Annotated in this window: 13 protein-coding genes; 4 read left to right on the forward strand and 9 right to left on the reverse strand. The window is 34.6% G+C overall.

What is annotated here, in order from left to right; translation table 11 throughout:
- Nucleotides 1–10 precede the first annotated feature (10 nt).
- A complete protein-coding gene (locus PAND9192_RS07890) occupies nucleotides 11–514 on the forward strand; it encodes a copper chaperone PCu(A)C (RefSeq protein WP_087853299.1) in 504 nt (167 codons plus the stop codon).
- A gap of 13 nt (nucleotides 515–527) precedes the next feature.
- On the forward strand, nucleotides 528–1028 hold the full coding sequence (locus PAND9192_RS07895; protein ID WP_234999020.1) for a hypothetical protein: 501 nt from the start codon (nucleotides 528–530) through the stop codon (nucleotides 1026–1028).
- A 92-nt stretch (nucleotides 1029–1120) separates the two neighbouring features.
- Here PAND9192_RS07895 and PAND9192_RS07900 read toward each other — a convergent pair whose 3' ends face one another.
- Nucleotides 1121–1402 carry an HPF/RaiA family ribosome-associated protein gene (locus tag PAND9192_RS07900; RefSeq protein ID WP_087853300.1) on the reverse strand — a complete coding sequence of 94 codons (282 nt, stop codon included), beginning with the start codon at nucleotides 1400–1402 and terminating at the stop codon, nucleotides 1121–1123.
- A 294-nt stretch (nucleotides 1403–1696) separates the two neighbouring features.
- On the opposite strand from PAND9192_RS07900, the gene PAND9192_RS07905 reads away from it, so the two are divergent.
- Entirely contained in the window at nucleotides 1697–3364 is a 1668-nt protein-coding gene (locus PAND9192_RS07905; RefSeq protein WP_087853301.1) for an RluA family pseudouridine synthase, read from the forward strand.
- 135 nt (nucleotides 3365–3499) lie between these two features.
- Here PAND9192_RS07905 and rdrB read toward each other — a convergent pair whose 3' ends face one another.
- The 5 genes from rdrB to PAND9192_RS07930 all read right to left on the reverse strand — a co-directional run bounded on the left by rdrB (nucleotide 3500) and on the right by PAND9192_RS07930 (nucleotide 13724).
- On the reverse strand, nucleotides 3500–6028 hold the full coding sequence (rdrB, locus tag PAND9192_RS07910) for an antiviral RADAR system adenosine deaminase RdrB (protein WP_087853302.1): 2529 nt from the start codon (nucleotides 6026–6028) through the stop codon (nucleotides 3500–3502).
- The gene (gene rdrA, locus PAND9192_RS07915; protein ID WP_144018084.1) at nucleotides 6015–8534 is read right to left on the reverse strand and encodes an antiviral RADAR system adenosine triphosphatase RdrA; all 2520 of its coding nucleotides are present in this window, start codon (nucleotides 8532–8534) and stop codon (nucleotides 6015–6017) included. The genes rdrB and rdrA overlap by 14 nt, the downstream gene beginning before the upstream one ends.
- Before the next feature lie 7 nt (nucleotides 8535–8541).
- Nucleotides 8542–9267, reverse strand: a complete 726-nt coding sequence (locus tag PAND9192_RS07920; protein ID WP_087853304.1) for a hypothetical protein — start codon at nucleotides 9265–9267, stop codon at nucleotides 8542–8544.
- Nucleotides 9268–9788: 521 nt separating this feature from the next.
- Nucleotides 9789–11135 (reverse strand): McrC family protein, encoded by a 1347-nt coding sequence (locus tag PAND9192_RS07925; protein ID WP_087853305.1) that lies wholly within the window; start codon nucleotides 11133–11135, stop codon nucleotides 9789–9791.
- 9 nt (nucleotides 11136–11144) lie between these two features.
- Entirely contained in the window at nucleotides 11145–13724 is a 2580-nt protein-coding gene (locus PAND9192_RS07930) for a DUF8426 domain-containing protein (RefSeq protein ID WP_234999022.1), read from the reverse strand.
- 677 nt (nucleotides 13725–14401) lie between these two features.
- On the opposite strand from PAND9192_RS07930, the gene PAND9192_RS07935 reads away from it, so the two are divergent.
- Entirely contained in the window at nucleotides 14402–15613 is a 1212-nt protein-coding gene (locus PAND9192_RS07935) for a tyrosine-type recombinase/integrase (protein WP_087853306.1), read from the forward strand.
- Nucleotides 15614–15660: 47 nt separating this feature from the next.
- Here PAND9192_RS07935 and PAND9192_RS07940 read toward each other — a convergent pair whose 3' ends face one another.
- From PAND9192_RS07940 to PAND9192_RS07955, 3 genes are all read right to left on the reverse strand, one after another.
- Nucleotides 15661–16008, reverse strand: coding sequence for an FHA domain-containing protein (locus PAND9192_RS07940; protein WP_087853307.1), 348 nt, complete (start codon nucleotides 16006–16008; stop codon nucleotides 15661–15663).
- A gap of 660 nt (nucleotides 16009–16668) precedes the next feature.
- Complete coding sequence (locus PAND9192_RS07950) at nucleotides 16669–17220, reverse strand: fimbrial protein (RefSeq protein WP_087853309.1); 552 nt, start codon at nucleotides 17218–17220, stop codon at nucleotides 16669–16671.
- A 12-nt stretch (nucleotides 17221–17232) separates the two neighbouring features.
- Nucleotides 17233–18132: a COG1361 family protein gene (locus PAND9192_RS07955; RefSeq protein ID WP_144018085.1), complete on the reverse strand. Its 900-nt coding sequence runs from the start codon at nucleotides 18130–18132 to the stop codon at nucleotides 17233–17235.

Here is an 18132-nt window from a genome sequence, read left to right on the forward strand (position 1 = left end):
AGATATTATAATGAAAAAAAGTTCTTTATATTTAGCATTATTGCTTAGCTGTTTTCCAGCGGCGGTTTTTGCCATTGAAATGCCTCATACGGAACATCAGCCACCAGCCCAGCACGATTATACTAATATTCAGCAAATTAACGCTGCATTAACTGTTGAAAATGCGACTGCAAAAGCCACTATTCCAGGTGCCAAAGTCAGTTCTGGTTATATGAAAATCATCAATAACAGTGATAAAGCAATCACTCTTACAGGCGCGACCACAGCTATTGCCAAGCATACCGAATTTCACCGAATGTTTATGCGTGATAGTAAAATGGCAATGCGTAAGGTAGATGCACTTGAGATCCCAGCTAAAGGCAGTGTTACCCTTGCAAGCAATGGCTATCACCTGATGTTTATGGGAGTTAAAAATGCGCTTAAAGCCGATCAAGTCATCACAGTGCGCATGCAACAAGCTGATGGTGAACAGTTTGATGTTCAATTATTAGTTATGCCATTGAAAAAGCATTAATCGGAGCGCTGAAATGAAAGATGCACAACTTTTTATTATTGGAGTCTGTCTATTGCCAAGTATGTTTATTGCACCAGCAACAGCAAAAACATCAATGGACAGTATACTAGAGAGTCAAGCTATCCCTTGTTCGAGCGAATTGATACAACTTGCTGACGCAACATTGAAAACCAATCCTCACCGTATATTGTCTTATACAGATAAATCAGACGATATTCACCTTTTTAATGCACTAGCAGTAACCAGCTATCGCGATCGTGATAGCCATGTTAGCTTTCACGGTGTAAAAAATACCGCAGGTCGCTGTGATACATCTGTCACTGAAAGTTACGTATTACAAACTTCGTGTTCTGATGCTCGTCACGAAGCATTCAGTAAATGGAATTTTCAAGGCAAGCTCAATGACAGGACTTATGTACTCAACAGTAAACGTATTAAAGGCAAACAAGCTTTTTTAACTGATCAATTACCTAATATTTGTTTAGTCACGACTAGGCAAGTGATCAGTAATTAATATTATTGTTTTATTAAGAGTACAGTAATAATAACCACGCATAAAAAAGGCTCAATTAAGAGCCTTTTTCTATATAACATCTAATATATCTATTATTGGTGTGCTGCTTTCTTTTCAATTACTTTTTCAAAATGGAAAAATGCTTCTTTAATACATTCATCAAGATTTACATTGTGAGCCTTAGCGCTAACTTTATTAAATTCTTCTGTATCCATTTTCAAATCAACAGCATAACCTGTATCTTCTTTAATAACATCAACATGAACATGTTTAAATTCAGGATCAATAACCATCAGTTTTTCAATATAATCTGCAACTGTTGCTTTAATTGAATCAGTTAGTTCCATATGTTCGCATTTGATTTTTAAGCTCATGATACACCTCAGTAATTATCTTAAATATCTGCGGTAAACAATAACCCTAAAACCTAACAATGTCTCTATCATAAAAAAGTAATATTAATAATCAAATTCTAGCCTTTATTATACTTAGGTTAACAAAACCCTTATTATTAATATAAAAAGATAACCTCAAAAGTCATTAATAATAACATTGTGAATCATTTTAAATTCTCCTTAGATATTTGAGGAGATCAATACTTATCATGATCTCGAAATTGAGTGGTGAAAATGTTAAAATCGCCGTCCTTATTCGTAATAGATACCATCATGCACGCATCTGACAATACCTTCACCCGCTTTATTGCAGCAACTGATATCCACCCTCTACCTGAGCGGTTTACGTTTCCGTTTTGCTACACGCCTCATCCCTTATGCGTGTTAGCCGCTCAAGAGTTACAGCACCACATCGATACTCAACATCAGTGGCAGCATAATTTTGGATTGGAGAATGATGATGCGATTGGTCACATGTTTGGCGTGTTATTGGTTCAAAACCAACAAGGTGAACTCGGTTATTTATCGGCATTTTCAGACAAGATTGCCAATCTAACCCACCTACCTCACTTTGTTGCGCCTGTGTTTGATGAACGAAACATCGATCCCGACATTAAGGCTCAGCAAGCGTTAATTGTTGAACTTAGCACTAAAATAACGACAATTGAGTGCAAGCCAAGCTACATTCAATTACAACAGCAGTATCAAACAGCTCAAACTCAAGCAGAGTTAGCCGCTGAATCATTTCGATTACAAATGATAGAACAGCGCAAACAACGTAAATTACAACGCAAAGAGGCGGAGAAAAGTAACGATAGCGAATTCATGACTCAAGAATTCCATCGCCTCGCCCGTGAGAGTGCATTTGATAAGCACCAACAGAAAACAATTCGTCAGCAGTGGACTCAAACACTGGCTGATATTAGCGATAAGTTACAAGCTGATACAGCAGAGTTGGCGTTACTCAAATCAGAATACGACAACTTAACGGCTGCATTACAACAACAGCGCTACGCACAATATCAATTTCTAAATCAGTATGGCGAAACACAAGATTTAAATGATCTCTTTGGTGATATAACACCACCACAAGGTGCGGGAGATTGTGCCACCATTAAATTACTTCAGCATGCCTTTAAGCAACACCTGAAGCCTTTAGCGATGGCTAAATTTTGGTGGGGAGCCTCACCTGCTGCGCAAATTCGTAAGCACAAATACTTCTATGAAGCGTGTAAAAACAAATGCGAGCCGATTTTACAACATATGCTAGCAGGACTAGACATTGATGCTAATCCACTTTTACAAAACCCAGCAGAAGGCAAAGAGCTAGAGATTGTGTATCAAGACGATGCGATGGTGGTTATTAATAAACCAGCTGAGTTTCTATCGGTCCCTGGCAAAACTATCACCGACTCTGTTTATAGCCGCATGCAAGCGATGTTCCCTGACAGTGATAGTCCATTAATTGTCCACCGTTTAGATATGTCGACCTCTGGGTTAATAGTGATTGCACTTACCAAAGATGCGCATAAAGCCTTGCAAAAACAGTTTATTGAACGCACCGCAGAAAAACGTTATGTGGCATTATTAGATGGTATTGCCGAGCAGGATCACGGTGAAATAAACTTACCAATGCGAGTTGATTTAGACGATCGCCCGCGCCAATTAGTCTGTTATGAACACGGTAAACCTGCACTCACAAAGTGGCAGGTTCTTGAGCGTAAAGACGGTAAAACCAAGGTATATTATTACCCCAAAACAGGCCGTACTCACCAACTGCGCATTCACTCTGCCCACCACAACGGCATGAACATGCCGATTATTGGTGATGACTTATATGGTCAAAAAGCAGATCGTTTACATTTGCACGCACAATACCTTGGCCTAACCCACCCCGTCACTGGTGAGCCAATGGTATTTGAGGTCGATGCCGATTTTTAAGTCGGGTTAGATAGCGGATATAAAGCTAACAAGCAATAAAGCGAATGTTAGCTTTTTGATTTATTTATCATTGCTGCTCTGAATATTTCTCAACATGTCTGTTTAAGAAATACATGTCAATAGATCTTAAAATATTCAGTTAACCCAATGTAAATGATTACTTTCAAAAATTTCGATACCTTTTTGGCGAATGCTACCTATCCAGTCTTCGGCTTTATTTGCTCCCACCCCAAAATGCTCAACGGCTGCTCGTTGTAATACTCTATGCTCATTCTGAATTGATGTAGGCATTAAGGCAGAATCATCGGTATTTACACATACTGAAATTGCCCCACGCCTTAACCCAAACTTATTAAAACGTTCTCCAGCGTTTAGCCAAGATTCAATAGGTGGATTCCAACGATAAATAGGATGCTCATGATAATATTCAAAGCGCCCAATATAGATATTTGATGTTGGACAAGCTTCGAGTATTATTTCTTGAGACCCATATTTTTCTATTTGTAGATCTTGGATTGCTTCATACAACTCTAATTCTGCAGCTGAAATAGAGTCAAAATATGTCCCATGCTTATAACCAAAAGGTTCAAAATTTTGCTTGGGATTACAATGAATAATTATTGATTTTTCACGTCTTTTAAAAAATGGAGCATCTAACTCCGCTAGTATGTATTTTTGCCAAAGTACGAATGCCTTTTGACTACTAGCGTTACATTGGATTTGGTCAAAATCTATTATCCAATCTCGGTATAACGGGTTCTTACCATCTATAACTGGTGGCTTATCATTAGATAACTCATCAAGATTCAACGCATAAGGGCAATTTCGCCTCAATTTCCAAGCTTCATATAAACTTCGACATGAATGTTCTTCTTCGTAAAGATAGCCAGACCAGAAATTAATCTTCTCTTGAAGTAAATGTAAAACACCAGTAAATTTAGGCACTTTCTGAATAACTTCAAGTGACTTCTGAAAGCACCAAACAAGATTATCTAAATGTTCACCAATTGTAACATAAGCCGTTTGTTGCCTTTGTGCCCACGAACTAGGCGAGACCCCTAGTGCTAGTCCATGACCGATTCGATCTCCTGACTGATAATCACAAAAATACACAGCTTCATCGATTGCTCTTAATCCAGAAAGTAAATGACTATAATCTTCACCTGCATGAATAGTTAAAAAAGGTCTCTGATGACGAGTTGTAAATAGACTCTGTGATGAATGTTTAGCTGAACGCAAAACCCGCAGAGCAGGAGCAAATACCTCAATTGGTAGTTCGTTTTCATTACCTGCTACATCATACCCGCGTATTGCTTTACGCAAATCAATTTTTAATGATTCATCGTCGATATGAAATGCTTTTATCTCGGTATCAGAAAAAGAAACAGAACCATGAAATTGCTGAAGAAGTCTAACTTGATTCTTAATATTAGCCCTAAACTTAGACTGTCTTTTGTCTTCCCTTTTGCCGCTTCTGGTAAAATGCAAAACAAAGTGGACCCTTTCTGCTAATGATTCTTTAAAGAGTGCCTCTAAACTAGCCTTTAACTCCTTAGGGTCTGCTGGAAAACTATTACTCCCAATAGCAATATTTGGTGATACTCTAAATTCCCTTACTGTTTCTTTTGATATATCTGATTTAAAAGCATCAAGACCAACAATATCTTGCGAAGCTAAAGATCTCTGCCTACGGAGTGGAAAACGAAAAGATTCTACAAATTGGCCTAACCCAACCCCCATTACAATCATATAATTACGTAAGATATTGATTATACGAATATAAGTATCTAGAGCTTTATCTGCTTCTTTATTTAAAGAAATTAAGCCAGTACAAAATAAAAGCCAACGATTCGCTGATGGAATTAATAAACAATGAGATTGTGATAAACAATGTTGAGTAAAATTAGCACACTCACCACGTTCAATATATGAAATCGCATCACCTTTGAACTCAATATTAATATGAGGTTTTATATGTAGTTCATTTATTCGTGCATAATCATTATCAAAAGCAAAAGCTGCCAAATTATCACCAAAGAAGGCACTCCACTTAGGCAAATCACTCTTTTTATATCTTTCACTTTCAAATAAAGTGCTCTCTGGCCTCCTTGGCCACTTAATTTTACCGTTTACCTCTACTCCATATAATGAAAAGCTCAATAAAGATGAACCAGTATGCCCATGCCCACCTTGATGAACATGATTATCAGCAAAACCTTTCTTTACTTTTGATTGCTGAAGAGCCGTAGGGCACTGATGATTTTTAATACAAGTTATAATCTCCTGTTCACTAATATCATAATCATGAGCTAAATCACTATAAGCTTTCGCAATAATCCAACTAATATCAATTAGCGAGGCTAATTCTAACCACTCTTCAAGATAATTTGACTTAACCTCAAAACGATCACCCTGCCAAATTAAATACTTTTCAGCTAATAATGATAATAGTTTTTTCAAACTAATCTTATCAAGATTCAATGAACAAATAAGAGCAGTAATATCTTCATTTCTTAACATTCTTAATATATATGGTTGATAGTCAAATATACTTTTTTCTTGTAATAGAAACTTTTTCTTGTCAATACCAACCTCATTAAATAACAAACGATCAGAAGCAAGTAAAGAAGCGTAAGCAATACTTTCATCACTAACCTTTATCATTAATACTCTCTAAATATTTTTTGATGGCATTAAATAAAGCAAGATCCAATTTATTTGAAGAATCTAGCTTTGTATTATTTGTTACTTTACTATCTTGAATAAACTTATCCAGTTTCTTTTTATTACTTTCATCTAGTTTTATAAGTCTATTATAAATGTAATTAACCCGCTGAAGGTTCTCTAATTTAAGTTCATCCCTTAAACGAGATAATTTACTTTCATTAGAAGCTGCTTTATCATCTGATTCCGATTTACCAAGAGAGTATAAATTTTCTAATACATTTCTACATTTATTAATCTCAAATATTGGATGGTCCCAAAGTACATCTATAAATCGCAAACAAAATTCATTTGAAATATTTTCATCTTTTAATTTTTCATGATTTCTAGTAATTGTTCGATCATATTTTATAAACTCATTATAATCCCTTAGAGTTTTATAATTATCTGTTTGAGCAACATTCGCATTAATTGCATTACCTTTAATCGAAGCTGTCATTGCTGAATTAACAAGAATCAATTCAAAACGTCTTGCTAAATCAGTTAAATGCTCATCAGTATAATTTTTTTTAGATTTATACAAATGAAGAGCAGAAAATGTCTTATTAAACATAAATGAAAAAATAGATATAAGATCACTTGAATTTATTTCATCAAAAAAATCTTTATGATTTTTCTTCCAATCATTAATTTTACCAGCGAGAATATCTGCTGAAGAGCGCTTAGAATCATCCGTTTTTTCAAGATCTTCTTCTAAAGAATCATCTTGAATAACTTTCGTTGGATTCGCATTAAATATTGAATAAAATGGTCTACGCCCAAGAATGTTATAAATATCTTTTTCGATATCAAGGGATTTGTTTACGAATGAAAATAAAATCAACTCAAATGCACGACTACAAAAAACATACTGATATGTAACTGATAAAGTTGAATAATAGTCGCCATGTGTATAAATATCGAGCAGCACATTACTGTTAGAGTCTTCTAACATAGAAGTATTCGTAGCTTTTATTACCTCTTGAGTAACATACTTTTTGTCATCAAAAAATTCATAAGGTGGCATACTACGTAAAGTATAATTATCTTCATTATACGCACTATTAAGAATAAATAAATTGCTGGTTAGTTGCGCTGATGCTTGCTTGGGTTGTGAAAACATTGAGTTTAAAGCATCTTTTTGTGATCCAAGAAAATCTTTATTTGCCCAAGGATACTGTTCTCTAGTCATTTGCAACTTAGGATTAAACGCTATTACATTCTCTATATTAAAAGATGTTTCTACATCTAAATCATTAAACGTAAACCATGACATTGCATTGGTAAATGCTACACCATTCTTTTTCTGTTCAGCCCAATTTTGAAAAGTACCCCAAATAATATTATCACTTTTATTAGATAATATTTCAGGATTAATTGAGCGTACTAATTGAGTTAATTCGCGCGCAGATTCAGGACTTGGCCAATTATTTAAAACCTCTTCATTTGAACATAAAAAATAAAAGCGGTTGAATATTAAATCATAATAATCGGCAATTCTTAAGCCACTATCACTAAAATGAGGAATAATGCTTAAACTTGGTATAATATTTGCTATCGGTCGTAAACCAATTCGCATTTGATTAGGAAAAACTTTTGTTAAATAAGATGTAGTCAACTCTTTTGATATTAAGATCCCTTCAGAAATTAAATCTTCATTTTTAGATTCATTATCATAAGCATTTTTATCAAAATGAACATTTGTCATTTGTTCATATAAACGCATATCACCACTAACAATAGGAATAATATATGGGCACCCGAGTAAACGACGCACATCATCTACAACTTCAAATGCTCGTCCAAGTGCCATATCCACATCATCAATTGGTAGCACCAAAGCTTGGCACCCCAATAAATTAATTGCCGACTCTATAAATAAATGGAAATAACTTTCAATTTGAATACCAGAATTATATTGTAGAATTTTATCAATTCCTGAATGACCATTGAAATCATCTTTCTTCCCAAGTGCATCTGCTAACTTTTTCAACGAATTATAAAAATTTGCTTTGGCTTTCTCTGTTACTGAGCCAACACCATTAATTTCAGATGAATTTCTGATCTTTTGTTCAACTACATAATAAATTTGAGCAATTATAACATTGGAAAAGTTATCGTTATTCACCAACATTGTAGGATCAATTACACTAAGGAATATAAGTTCCTCTGAATTTAAATCATCATTATTTTTGCAATCCAATCTCCACAATTTCTCACAATTTCTCAAAAATACAGTTTTACCTGTACCTCTCTGACCAGATACAAGAATTGCATTGTGAGATAACCAAGTTTTTTTATTATATTCATTCCTACTTTTCTTATATTCCTTTGCTTCTCGCAAAGTTATTATAAGTTTATTAATTAAACTTTCTTGTGCTTCACACTGCCAGAATTCGCCGTCAGAGTCAGAATAATCATCTCGATATTCAGCTTTTGTGTAATTTAATTTTAAATTATTTGTCATAACTAGCCTACTTTTTTAGTCCTTTAATCCAGCCAACTGTCGCGTCACCCACACTAATATGATCACCGACAATATCGATTTGTATTTGCTCAATATTTTTATCAACCAAGGCATAAAATTTCTTTTGCAACGATTGTTCTTCAATTTCCACCATAAATCGGGCTTTTCCAGATACGTTTAATTCGTGCTCAGATATCATGTTATCAAGATGAAAACCAACAGCTCGATTACGAACCCATGCTCTGGTATATCCATAATATCGATTAGACCCGTAACTCAATATCAATAGCGTCACACTAAAGCTACACATAGCCATAAAGAACAGTGGAGAAGAAAAAGTAGCAATGACCAGAGAAAAAATTATGAATAAGTACAGGTAAAATTTAATATTATTCTGATTTCCAGGCTCACTCTTAGTACTTTCATATAATGAAAATACAATAACATATAGCGCAGCTGGTATTGTGATTACGATTAACGTCGTCACAAAATCAGTTATTATCTCTCCATTTTCGAGCAACTGAATCAACAAGCAATCATTAGATAAAAAGCCATCATCACCATACAACTTGTGAAGAAACAGAACCGTCAAGCTGAATAAGAAACCGCCGAAGGAAATTGAAGACAACCTTCTAGTCGTAATATGCTTTTTGTGATATTTCTTCTCAGCTATTTCAATCTCTTTTTTGAAGTAATTTATTTTTTTGAATAATAGTGACTTATCACAGCCCATTAACTTTTCCTTCCCTATAAATTCTCTGCCTTTTCTAACAGAATTATATGCATGTCATCACTGTATAATTAGCGGATGGCTAGATTCATTCAGCAATACGATAAAATATTCTTTTGATTAGGCTTTAATGTAATCTTTCTAGTTCTAATCTGGATACTGAGCTTTATATCAATCACAATTACCTTCATGCGCTTAGCGAGTTCTAATCTACTACTACAAACTAAGTAATTCCTGATAACTCAAATCTAATTGATAATTAAATGAAAACATAGTTGCATAATACCGCAACACAACTTGCTTGCCATTTAAATTCAACAAAAACATTAGCGATAGCTTGTTTTATCTACACAACATTCCATTATGTAGATCTTTCTGCCACTTTCTCTGTTATCCATGGCTTAATATCACTCTCCATCCAGACACATATGCCACCAAATGGTATTGTTTTAGGAAATATAAACAGAAAGGAATTCGGAGCTATAGCGGTATTGTGGCATTCCATGAAAAAGAAAAAGTCATTTTTAATAAAGCTCGGCTGGTATTTGAGCTTCATCCGGCCACTGAATTCCCTTTTCATCATCTTTCTCACTAATAACAAAAGAGACGACCCACAGCTTTAAGGTTTTCTCGCCTTGAATAGGGAAATCAAAACTCTGTGGTATTACCTGCTTAAAACCTGAGTGGGAGGGATACACCAAGAACATTTCTGGACTTTCTATTTCAGTGTCAAAGTAGTGATGGCCGTATGCCAACATCTGATAAAAATCACTTTGTGATAAGCCATATTTATCGGTGCCGTTAGCCTTGGATGAATCGAGTAATTTCCACTTAGTGTCTAATACAGTTACTACTTTACCGTTATGCTCAATTACCATATCCGGCTTTAGCTTGAACCAGCAGGAACCATTATGGGTAACTAAACTCTTACTCTGTACCTGTGCTTTCAAACGATGTGTTTGTTTCAACGTTTTACTGAGCGATTGAGCAACATAGTCTTCAAATACACGTTCCATCGGGAACAACAGCGACGCGGCATGATGATCCCCCTTCATTGTTTGTGGCGAGAGTCCATCTAAAATCAACTTCGCCCAAGCTAAAGGCAATTCATAATGGTTCATTCCCCTACCTAGCGCCACCAGCGAAAAATCATGCTTATGGTTGTGACTAACTGGTACATCATGAAAGACGAATATCAATTCTTGTAACAACTTTTGATTTTCTGCACTTCGTACAACTCCATTTACTTTCATTAAAGCGGCATGAATTAATCGATTCGCAGGGCGATCTAACAAGAATTCATCATATTCACAGTAAAATTTGTGCTTATTAATAAAATTATGACGAAGTTGCTTTCCAACATTGAGCTTACCCTTTAAAAAGGCAAGATTGTCCTCTTTAGGCACATAATCACTGCGTAAGCCACGCTTAATAAGGACATTAACCGATTGCAAAAACTGGCTAATGAACACTTCAAGCAGTGGCATTTTGCGACTAACAATATTAGCGTTAGAGGTTTGAATATGTTGAAAGCCTTTTAACGCCTTTAACATGATCAATAACGACTGACGTGCATCTTCTTCTGCTTTTTTGCTCGCTGATCGGTTTTTACCGATTTTAGGTAAGATCTCAAGTTGCGTACCATCAGGGGTAAATAACACCCCTGCATAATTTTGTACTTGCAGCACTTCCATACCTTGAACGCTTTTTAGTTTAAGTAAGTTACGCTCCCGCTCATCACTTAAACACATGCCTTTGAGGTACAAGTAGGCGTTATCTGAAATAACCTGAATATGATCATGTTCGTTCGCTTTACGATCGTTGGTAATATAGCCAAACTCAAACAGCGTAACGGTATTTTTCACTTTCATTCTCAACCATCAGCCCTTGGTATAAATGGCAATATAAGCTTCAGGTTGATCCCATACAGAATCATTACCATCAAACAAGGCTAACTGGAAAGTTACTTTTGCATCTTCATAGATATTAAGTCCGTGATTAGCTCCAAATAAAGATTCATAGCTATCTTTTTGTTCTGTAATAAAACGAAGCGCTTCCTGTTTTTGATTATCTCCAAGCACAAGACGGATCTTGTTCCAGTCATCAAAGAAGTACTCTTCCAACAATGGAATAATTTTGTTTTTAAATGCCGCTTTTAGCAGTTCAAAGGCTTTATCTTCGTCCTGTTCATTGTAAGCAGGGAACAAAAAGGCATGACCAAGGGTATGCTCACGATCATAAAGCACTTCAATACGTTTATTGAGTGTTGTTAACAGTTCAGTTAAGTCGATATTTTTAACAGTCTTATGTTCAAATAACTCAGGTTTTGGCATCATTTCAACGAAATCAAAGCGGCGACGTAGTGCGGTATCCATTAACGCCAAAGATCGGTCAGCCGTATTCATGGTACCGATGATATATAAATTATCGGGAACAGAGAACGTATCGCCAGAATATGGCAAGGTAACTTCTAACGCTTCTTCTGCCCCTTTACGTTTAGATGGCTCAATTAGCGTAATTAATTCACCAAAGATTTTGGAGATATTGCCACGGTTAATTTCGTCGATAACAAGAGCATAGTTTTCTACACTTTTTTCAAGATGCACACCATGCTCTTTCAAGTGATTTAAAACATCGGAAACCGACAAGCGAGATAATGGATAGCACGTTGGTAAATTAAACGCTGTATCGTCATTTAACTCTTTAAAATCAACAGAAAACTCTTTTGCGAACCAATTAACAGGCAAATGGTGGCAATAGTCATTACGAGACGCTAAACCAGATTCAACATATTGATAAGAACCAGTTACAACACCAACAGCTTCAACAGAAGTTTTACTATCAATACAAACAACCAAATCCCCAACTTTCATATTTTGTGAAAAATATGTCAGTGAGTTTCTATTATTTTTGCCTTCATTATTGAAGTAATCATTTCGCTCTGGAAATGAAAGATCCCCAGTATCTCCCCAACCAATTGCGGCGATATTATTATCTAAACAATATTTTTTTGATTCATTTTCATAGGTACCTTCAATTGAAATTTTCCAAACAGTACCTTCAAAATTAATATTCGCTTCAGAGACAGAAGCCGTTTTACATATAGACTTAAAGATCCCATCTTTTATTGGGTATGTTAATTGCCCATTATCACTAGTCTTAGCACTTAAGCCCTCAACGAACTCTTCATAACCGTAACTTTGGTGAAAAGTCACAAAGCGAATACGTTTCTCGCTAACTAACCTCTCATACTCTGCTTTTAATTGAATGCGATCCGTCCATATAAAATCAGGCTCAGCAGCTTTAACTGCCGCTTCCATAGTATAAAAAGTTTTACCTGTACCTGGAGGGCCATACAAAATTTGATTTAAAGGTGATAATTGCGTCATCGTGTAGCTCTCTCCTTGTTCAGCCACTTTGTAGTCATCGTATGTGATATCTGCATCGCTATCACCGAAGTAACTCTCCGGCCAATAAGGTTTACGTGTTATTGGATACTGTTGTGAAAACTCAGCCTGCTTTTTCGATTTACGTGTACGCAAATAAAGTTCATTAGTAACGGTAGAACACTCATAACCATCGCGATGTTGGTAACGAAGCGCGTAATTAATCTCCTGTAGCGTTGGTTCAAAAGTTGCGAATACCTCTTCTGCTCGAGATGCGCCTAGCTCTTTTCTACCAACACGAATCATTGCACCTTTCGTTCTAGTAATAGTAAACACATCGAGCTTGTTATCATAAGCATTCTGAATTAAATCACAGAAAGCTGTTACTATTTCAGGCGACCACAGCTCAACACCTCGATTAAATACATCAATATGAGAGAATTTATCTAAGATACTCTTTTGATGAATTTCTTTACTTTTTTGAGCAACTCTATCCCAACATTCATCACCAAACTGTAATAAATTTTGCTCGCCCTTTTCAGTAATCAATCGCTGATACATACTAGGAAATGATGTTTTACTATTACTATTTGTCAACACTTCTAGCATCGGCTTAGAAAATGTATTGATCAGCACCGGGCTATCTTGGTTCTGATAAAGAAAAGCAATCTTCCATTTAATCAAAGGCGCAAAATCAATACTGTCGATTTCAGCTAAATTACCGTCATATGCGGCTTTTGATATTTGGATTAATACATTTTTTACGTAATTAAAGACTTCAAACTCATTATTTCCATAACGAGTACGCCATGTATAAATCTCACCATGGCCAATACCATTTTGCTCTTTTCCTTCACCATTACGTTTATAAATACCAAACTTCGCTGACGTATTGCCTTGAATAGAGCCCAATTCCCTCGTCTTAGTTTCTAACCAATAAGTAAACGTATCTTGGTCATTAACAGATACATATTCTTCTAGCGTTAATTGGTTAAGGTTTTCGCGGGGCCAACGTCGAAGAAAATCATTCCATAATTGTTGGTGTTTGCTAGCTCTATCTTTCTGCGAGTCCATCTCTAATAACCTTGTGATCTTCATCCAAATATAAACCGCCATAAGCATAACGACACATATCAAGAGATTCTATGATCTAGCGAGCCATCTTCAGGTTTATTTAGTAACTCCCATCACATTTTTGTATTTAGATATTAATAAGTTACTTTTATTGAGCAAAAATATGATTTCTCAACACCATTAAGAAAGATTGTCTTTCTTGTTATCCACCAATAAATAAATCCGCACAATAACTAACCATGCTTACAGCGCTATAACGTCTAAATACATTAACGGGCAAGCATCCCCTATCAGTTATGGTAAACTCAGTGATAAGTATTTGTATGTAAGCGATAGCAGCATTACCAGTGTGGATAGAAAATGATGTCCACCGTTATCTTTTACAAAAGTTTTTAGTACCTCTGGTTGTACTCCATGGGGCTACTAGCAAAAATAAAGAGTATAAAAATCAAATGAGTAGTCAAACAATTCAGTGGTTCCCGGGACTAAAAATACCACGTCCATTAATGTTTAATTAAAACCACATTTAATATTACCAATCAACAACTTAACCATGTTCTATCGTCCATTAAAATCCACTAAATAATACCCCAAGCCAACACTTTTAGTACCCCATGATGTACCCCATAAATCGAAACTAATATATACTGGCAAAGTCTAGTTTTGAGGTTACGAATATGGCTCGTCAAGTGACACGTCTTACTGATAGAAAAGTGAAAACTATCGCAGCAACAGGCAAGGAATTTACCCTATCAGATGGTAATGGATTACAGCTTCGTGTACGCCCTGCTGGCACTAAATCATGGCAATTTAAATATAGTGACCCTGTAACAAATAAAACACAGAAACTCACTCTTGGCACTTATCCTGATCTATCACTAGCAAATGCACGAACAAAAGCCATTGAGTATCGTGAGCTATTAGCACAACACATAAACCCAAAGTCATTTGAGCAAACCAAAAAGCTAGAAGCTCGTAAACAACAAACAGACACCTTTTTAACTATCGCTGAATTATGGTTTGAGCGCAAAAAGGACAACATCACGCCCGAACACGCTTACCGTGAATGGCGTACATTAGATAAATATATCTTTCCCCACCTTGGCAAAACGCCAATCACTGCAATTAATGCTGTTGGTACTATTGCGGTATTACGCCCATTAGAAAAAGACGGTAAATATTCAACCGTTAAAAGAATATGCCAGAGTGTTAATCAGATAATGGATTTTGCGGTTAACCACGGTTTAATACATGCCAACCCACTCGCAAAGATCATTAAAGTATTTCGAAAAAATACCGTATTACACATGCCAACAATACGGCCAGAACAACTGCCTGACTTTTTAGAGCGCTTAAATGCATGTGCAAGAGTGCAAACGAAAACCAAATTACTCATTCTGTGGCAATTGCACACGATGACGAGACCCAAAGAAGCAGCAACAACTCGTTGGGCTGATATTGACTTAGAAAATAGAGTGTGGACGATTCCAGCAGAAAATATGAAGCGTCGAAAAGCGCATCGTATACCGTTAACGCCACAAGCTATCGAGATTTTAGATCAGATACGTCCGCTGAGTGAGCTGTACGATTATGTCTTCCCTGGTGAGCGTGATACAACAAGCCATGTAAGCCTATTTACAGCGAATGCCGCTATTAAACGTAGTCTGGGGTTAAAAGATGAATTAGTCGCTCATGGGCTGCGTTCAGTCGCCTCTACCGCCCTTCATGAACAAGGTTTTGATAGTTTGCTTATTGAAGCGTGTTTATCACACGCAGATCAAAATGAAGTAAGGGCAAGTTACAACCGCTCTGATTATTTAGAGCAACGTAAAGAGATTATGGGCTGGTGGAGTGCATATATAGAAGAAGCTGCACAAGGCAGCTTCTAAAATGATGTATTAATAAATGCATCATTCTCAAAATGATACTATTTGAGTTATTCAATCATTTTGATCTTAATTGTATCTTTTAAATAATTCACCCTAATGACATAAGGGCCTATATACAAAATGTCATTCTTATTTAATCTTACAGTAATATCAAAGCCAATCGCAAATAATGAATCATTAATATAAATCTGATCAGAAAAATCTGTGATATAAAACATATCATTTTCGAATGATATATAGCAGTGAATATCTTTTAATTTCCAACGATTGTCATTTAGGCACCAATCACAATATACATTTGCTCCAATTGTTCCACCTTCAATAGAAAATTCATTTTTCAATGGATATGATAAATCAAAATATTGGTCATTCACAATCATCAATTCAACTTTCATTATTAAGATCACTTTATATTTATATTTTCAATAAGATATCAAGACACATATAAAATTGTGATTGACTTCAAATATATTTGCATATTAAACACATCAATAAACCTGACCATTTCATACATCAATATGATAAAGGAATTAAAGATACCACTAAAGGATAAAATACAATTATAACTATCTTTTTTTTAATAAAAACAAATAGTCAAGATAGATAGTAAAAATATCACTATTTACATAGATTTTTTAGAACAAGGTTAAATAATCACTTTAATATTTATTTTTTAAGTAGCAAATAACACCAACATCATTAATATTTATTATGTATTCAATAAGAAAATATTAACATAAAGACAAAGGAATGTTTTATGATAAAATTAATCTTGATAAGCTTATTATTTTTCACAAAGTTATCTTATGGAGACACATTAATATTTACAGGAAAAATAATCACTCCGTCATGTGATATTAAACTAACATATTTACAAAATACATCTATAGTTAAAAAATCAAATTGTAATCAAATAATAAGTACAACTGTTCAGCATATTGACAAGAAGAACACCCCAACCTCTAATAAAAAAATAATAACCGTTCAATATATTTAAAGCATATTCAATAAGGATTCTTTAAATATAGTATCCTTATTAATTTACCTATTCGTTTCTAATAATAACTTAATGTTACATTAATACCACTTCGAAAACGTCCTTTTTCTATTGTATTAGAAGAAAATCCAACAATAGGTAATACTCTAGCATTCATACTTCCATCAAATATATTACTACTATTAGTATTAGGGATGTTTTTTTTAGCTCCTGCAGACAAATCAACAGAATGATTACTATTTTTCCATTGTAGATATATTGATATACCATCTAAACTTGTTTTAATAACACCATTTCGAAAGCTACCAACAGCTCCATAATTACCTAATGTAGATAACTCTAATGATATACCATTCAATCCAGTTGATTTTGAACAATCTATAATTAATGGAACATTAATTTTTTTTGTTTTTTCAAAAATCACATCAGACGTTGTATAACTACCCAAATCGATAGTCTGACTTAATCCTGTCGCCATATCAATATTGCCATTAATTAAACACGTAGGTATAGATATCATGCCATTGACTACAACTATTGAAGTTGCTTCTTTAGCTGAAGAAAAGAATGATATAAAAATAATAATTGGTAATAATTTATAAATGTACATATATTTTTCCTATTAAGAATAGGTAAGAGTAAATCGTAATGGCACATTTAATTTACCCCCTTGAGCATTTTCCCTTGCATCTATTTCAATAAAAATCTCATCTAAATCATCAACAGATGAATAATCTTTATTACTTTCTAAAATATCATTTTTGTTATTCTTAACCTTAATAAAGACATTTTTCAAATTGGTATTATCGGTACCATTATAATTAATATTTGTATACTTCCAAGACGCTCCATTAATTGAGTTATTACAATCTAAATTTAAATCTATTTTTTTTGTAGCTTTATTTCCAGGAAAAATTTGCCCAATATCTATTACCTTATTCATCATTGTACAAGTAGTATTTCTTACTGTTACAAAAATATCTAAGGATCTTTTTGTCTTCCAATAAGCCCCATCAATATTAGATATAGAAACAGGAATTATATAGGTACCAGGCTTTGCCTTATTAGATGCTGTTATTTTAATCGTTTTTAAATTAGCTCTGGAATAATAATCATCCTCATCACTTATTGATGTTCCTGTTAAATATTTTTTAAATAACGCTATCTTATTTGAATCACTACAGCTTCCTGATGTACAAGTAATAATTCCATTTGTTATTTCCATTTTCGGTAAAATATCTTCATATTTTATTTCAGCAGAAGCGGAATACACAGATGCTTTAATTCCACTTTTTGAATAACTCATTGGAAGCTGACAAAAATAATCTGGTGCCTGTGATTTAGCAAAACCAAAACATACACCACCATTAGGCGATGATGTTGATTCACTTGATAATGATAAGGGAGCATGTGCAATATAAGTATCTCCAGGTGATAATGTTACATTCACTGCAAATACTATTTTTGAAATACTTAAACTAATAAAAACAGATATAAATAAAAAAATACTCCTTACTTTCAT

The sequence above is a fragment of the Photobacterium andalusiense genome (genome assembly GCF_900185625.1).
Taxonomy (GTDB): Bacteria; Pseudomonadota; Gammaproteobacteria; order Enterobacterales; family Vibrionaceae; genus Photobacterium; species Photobacterium aquimaris.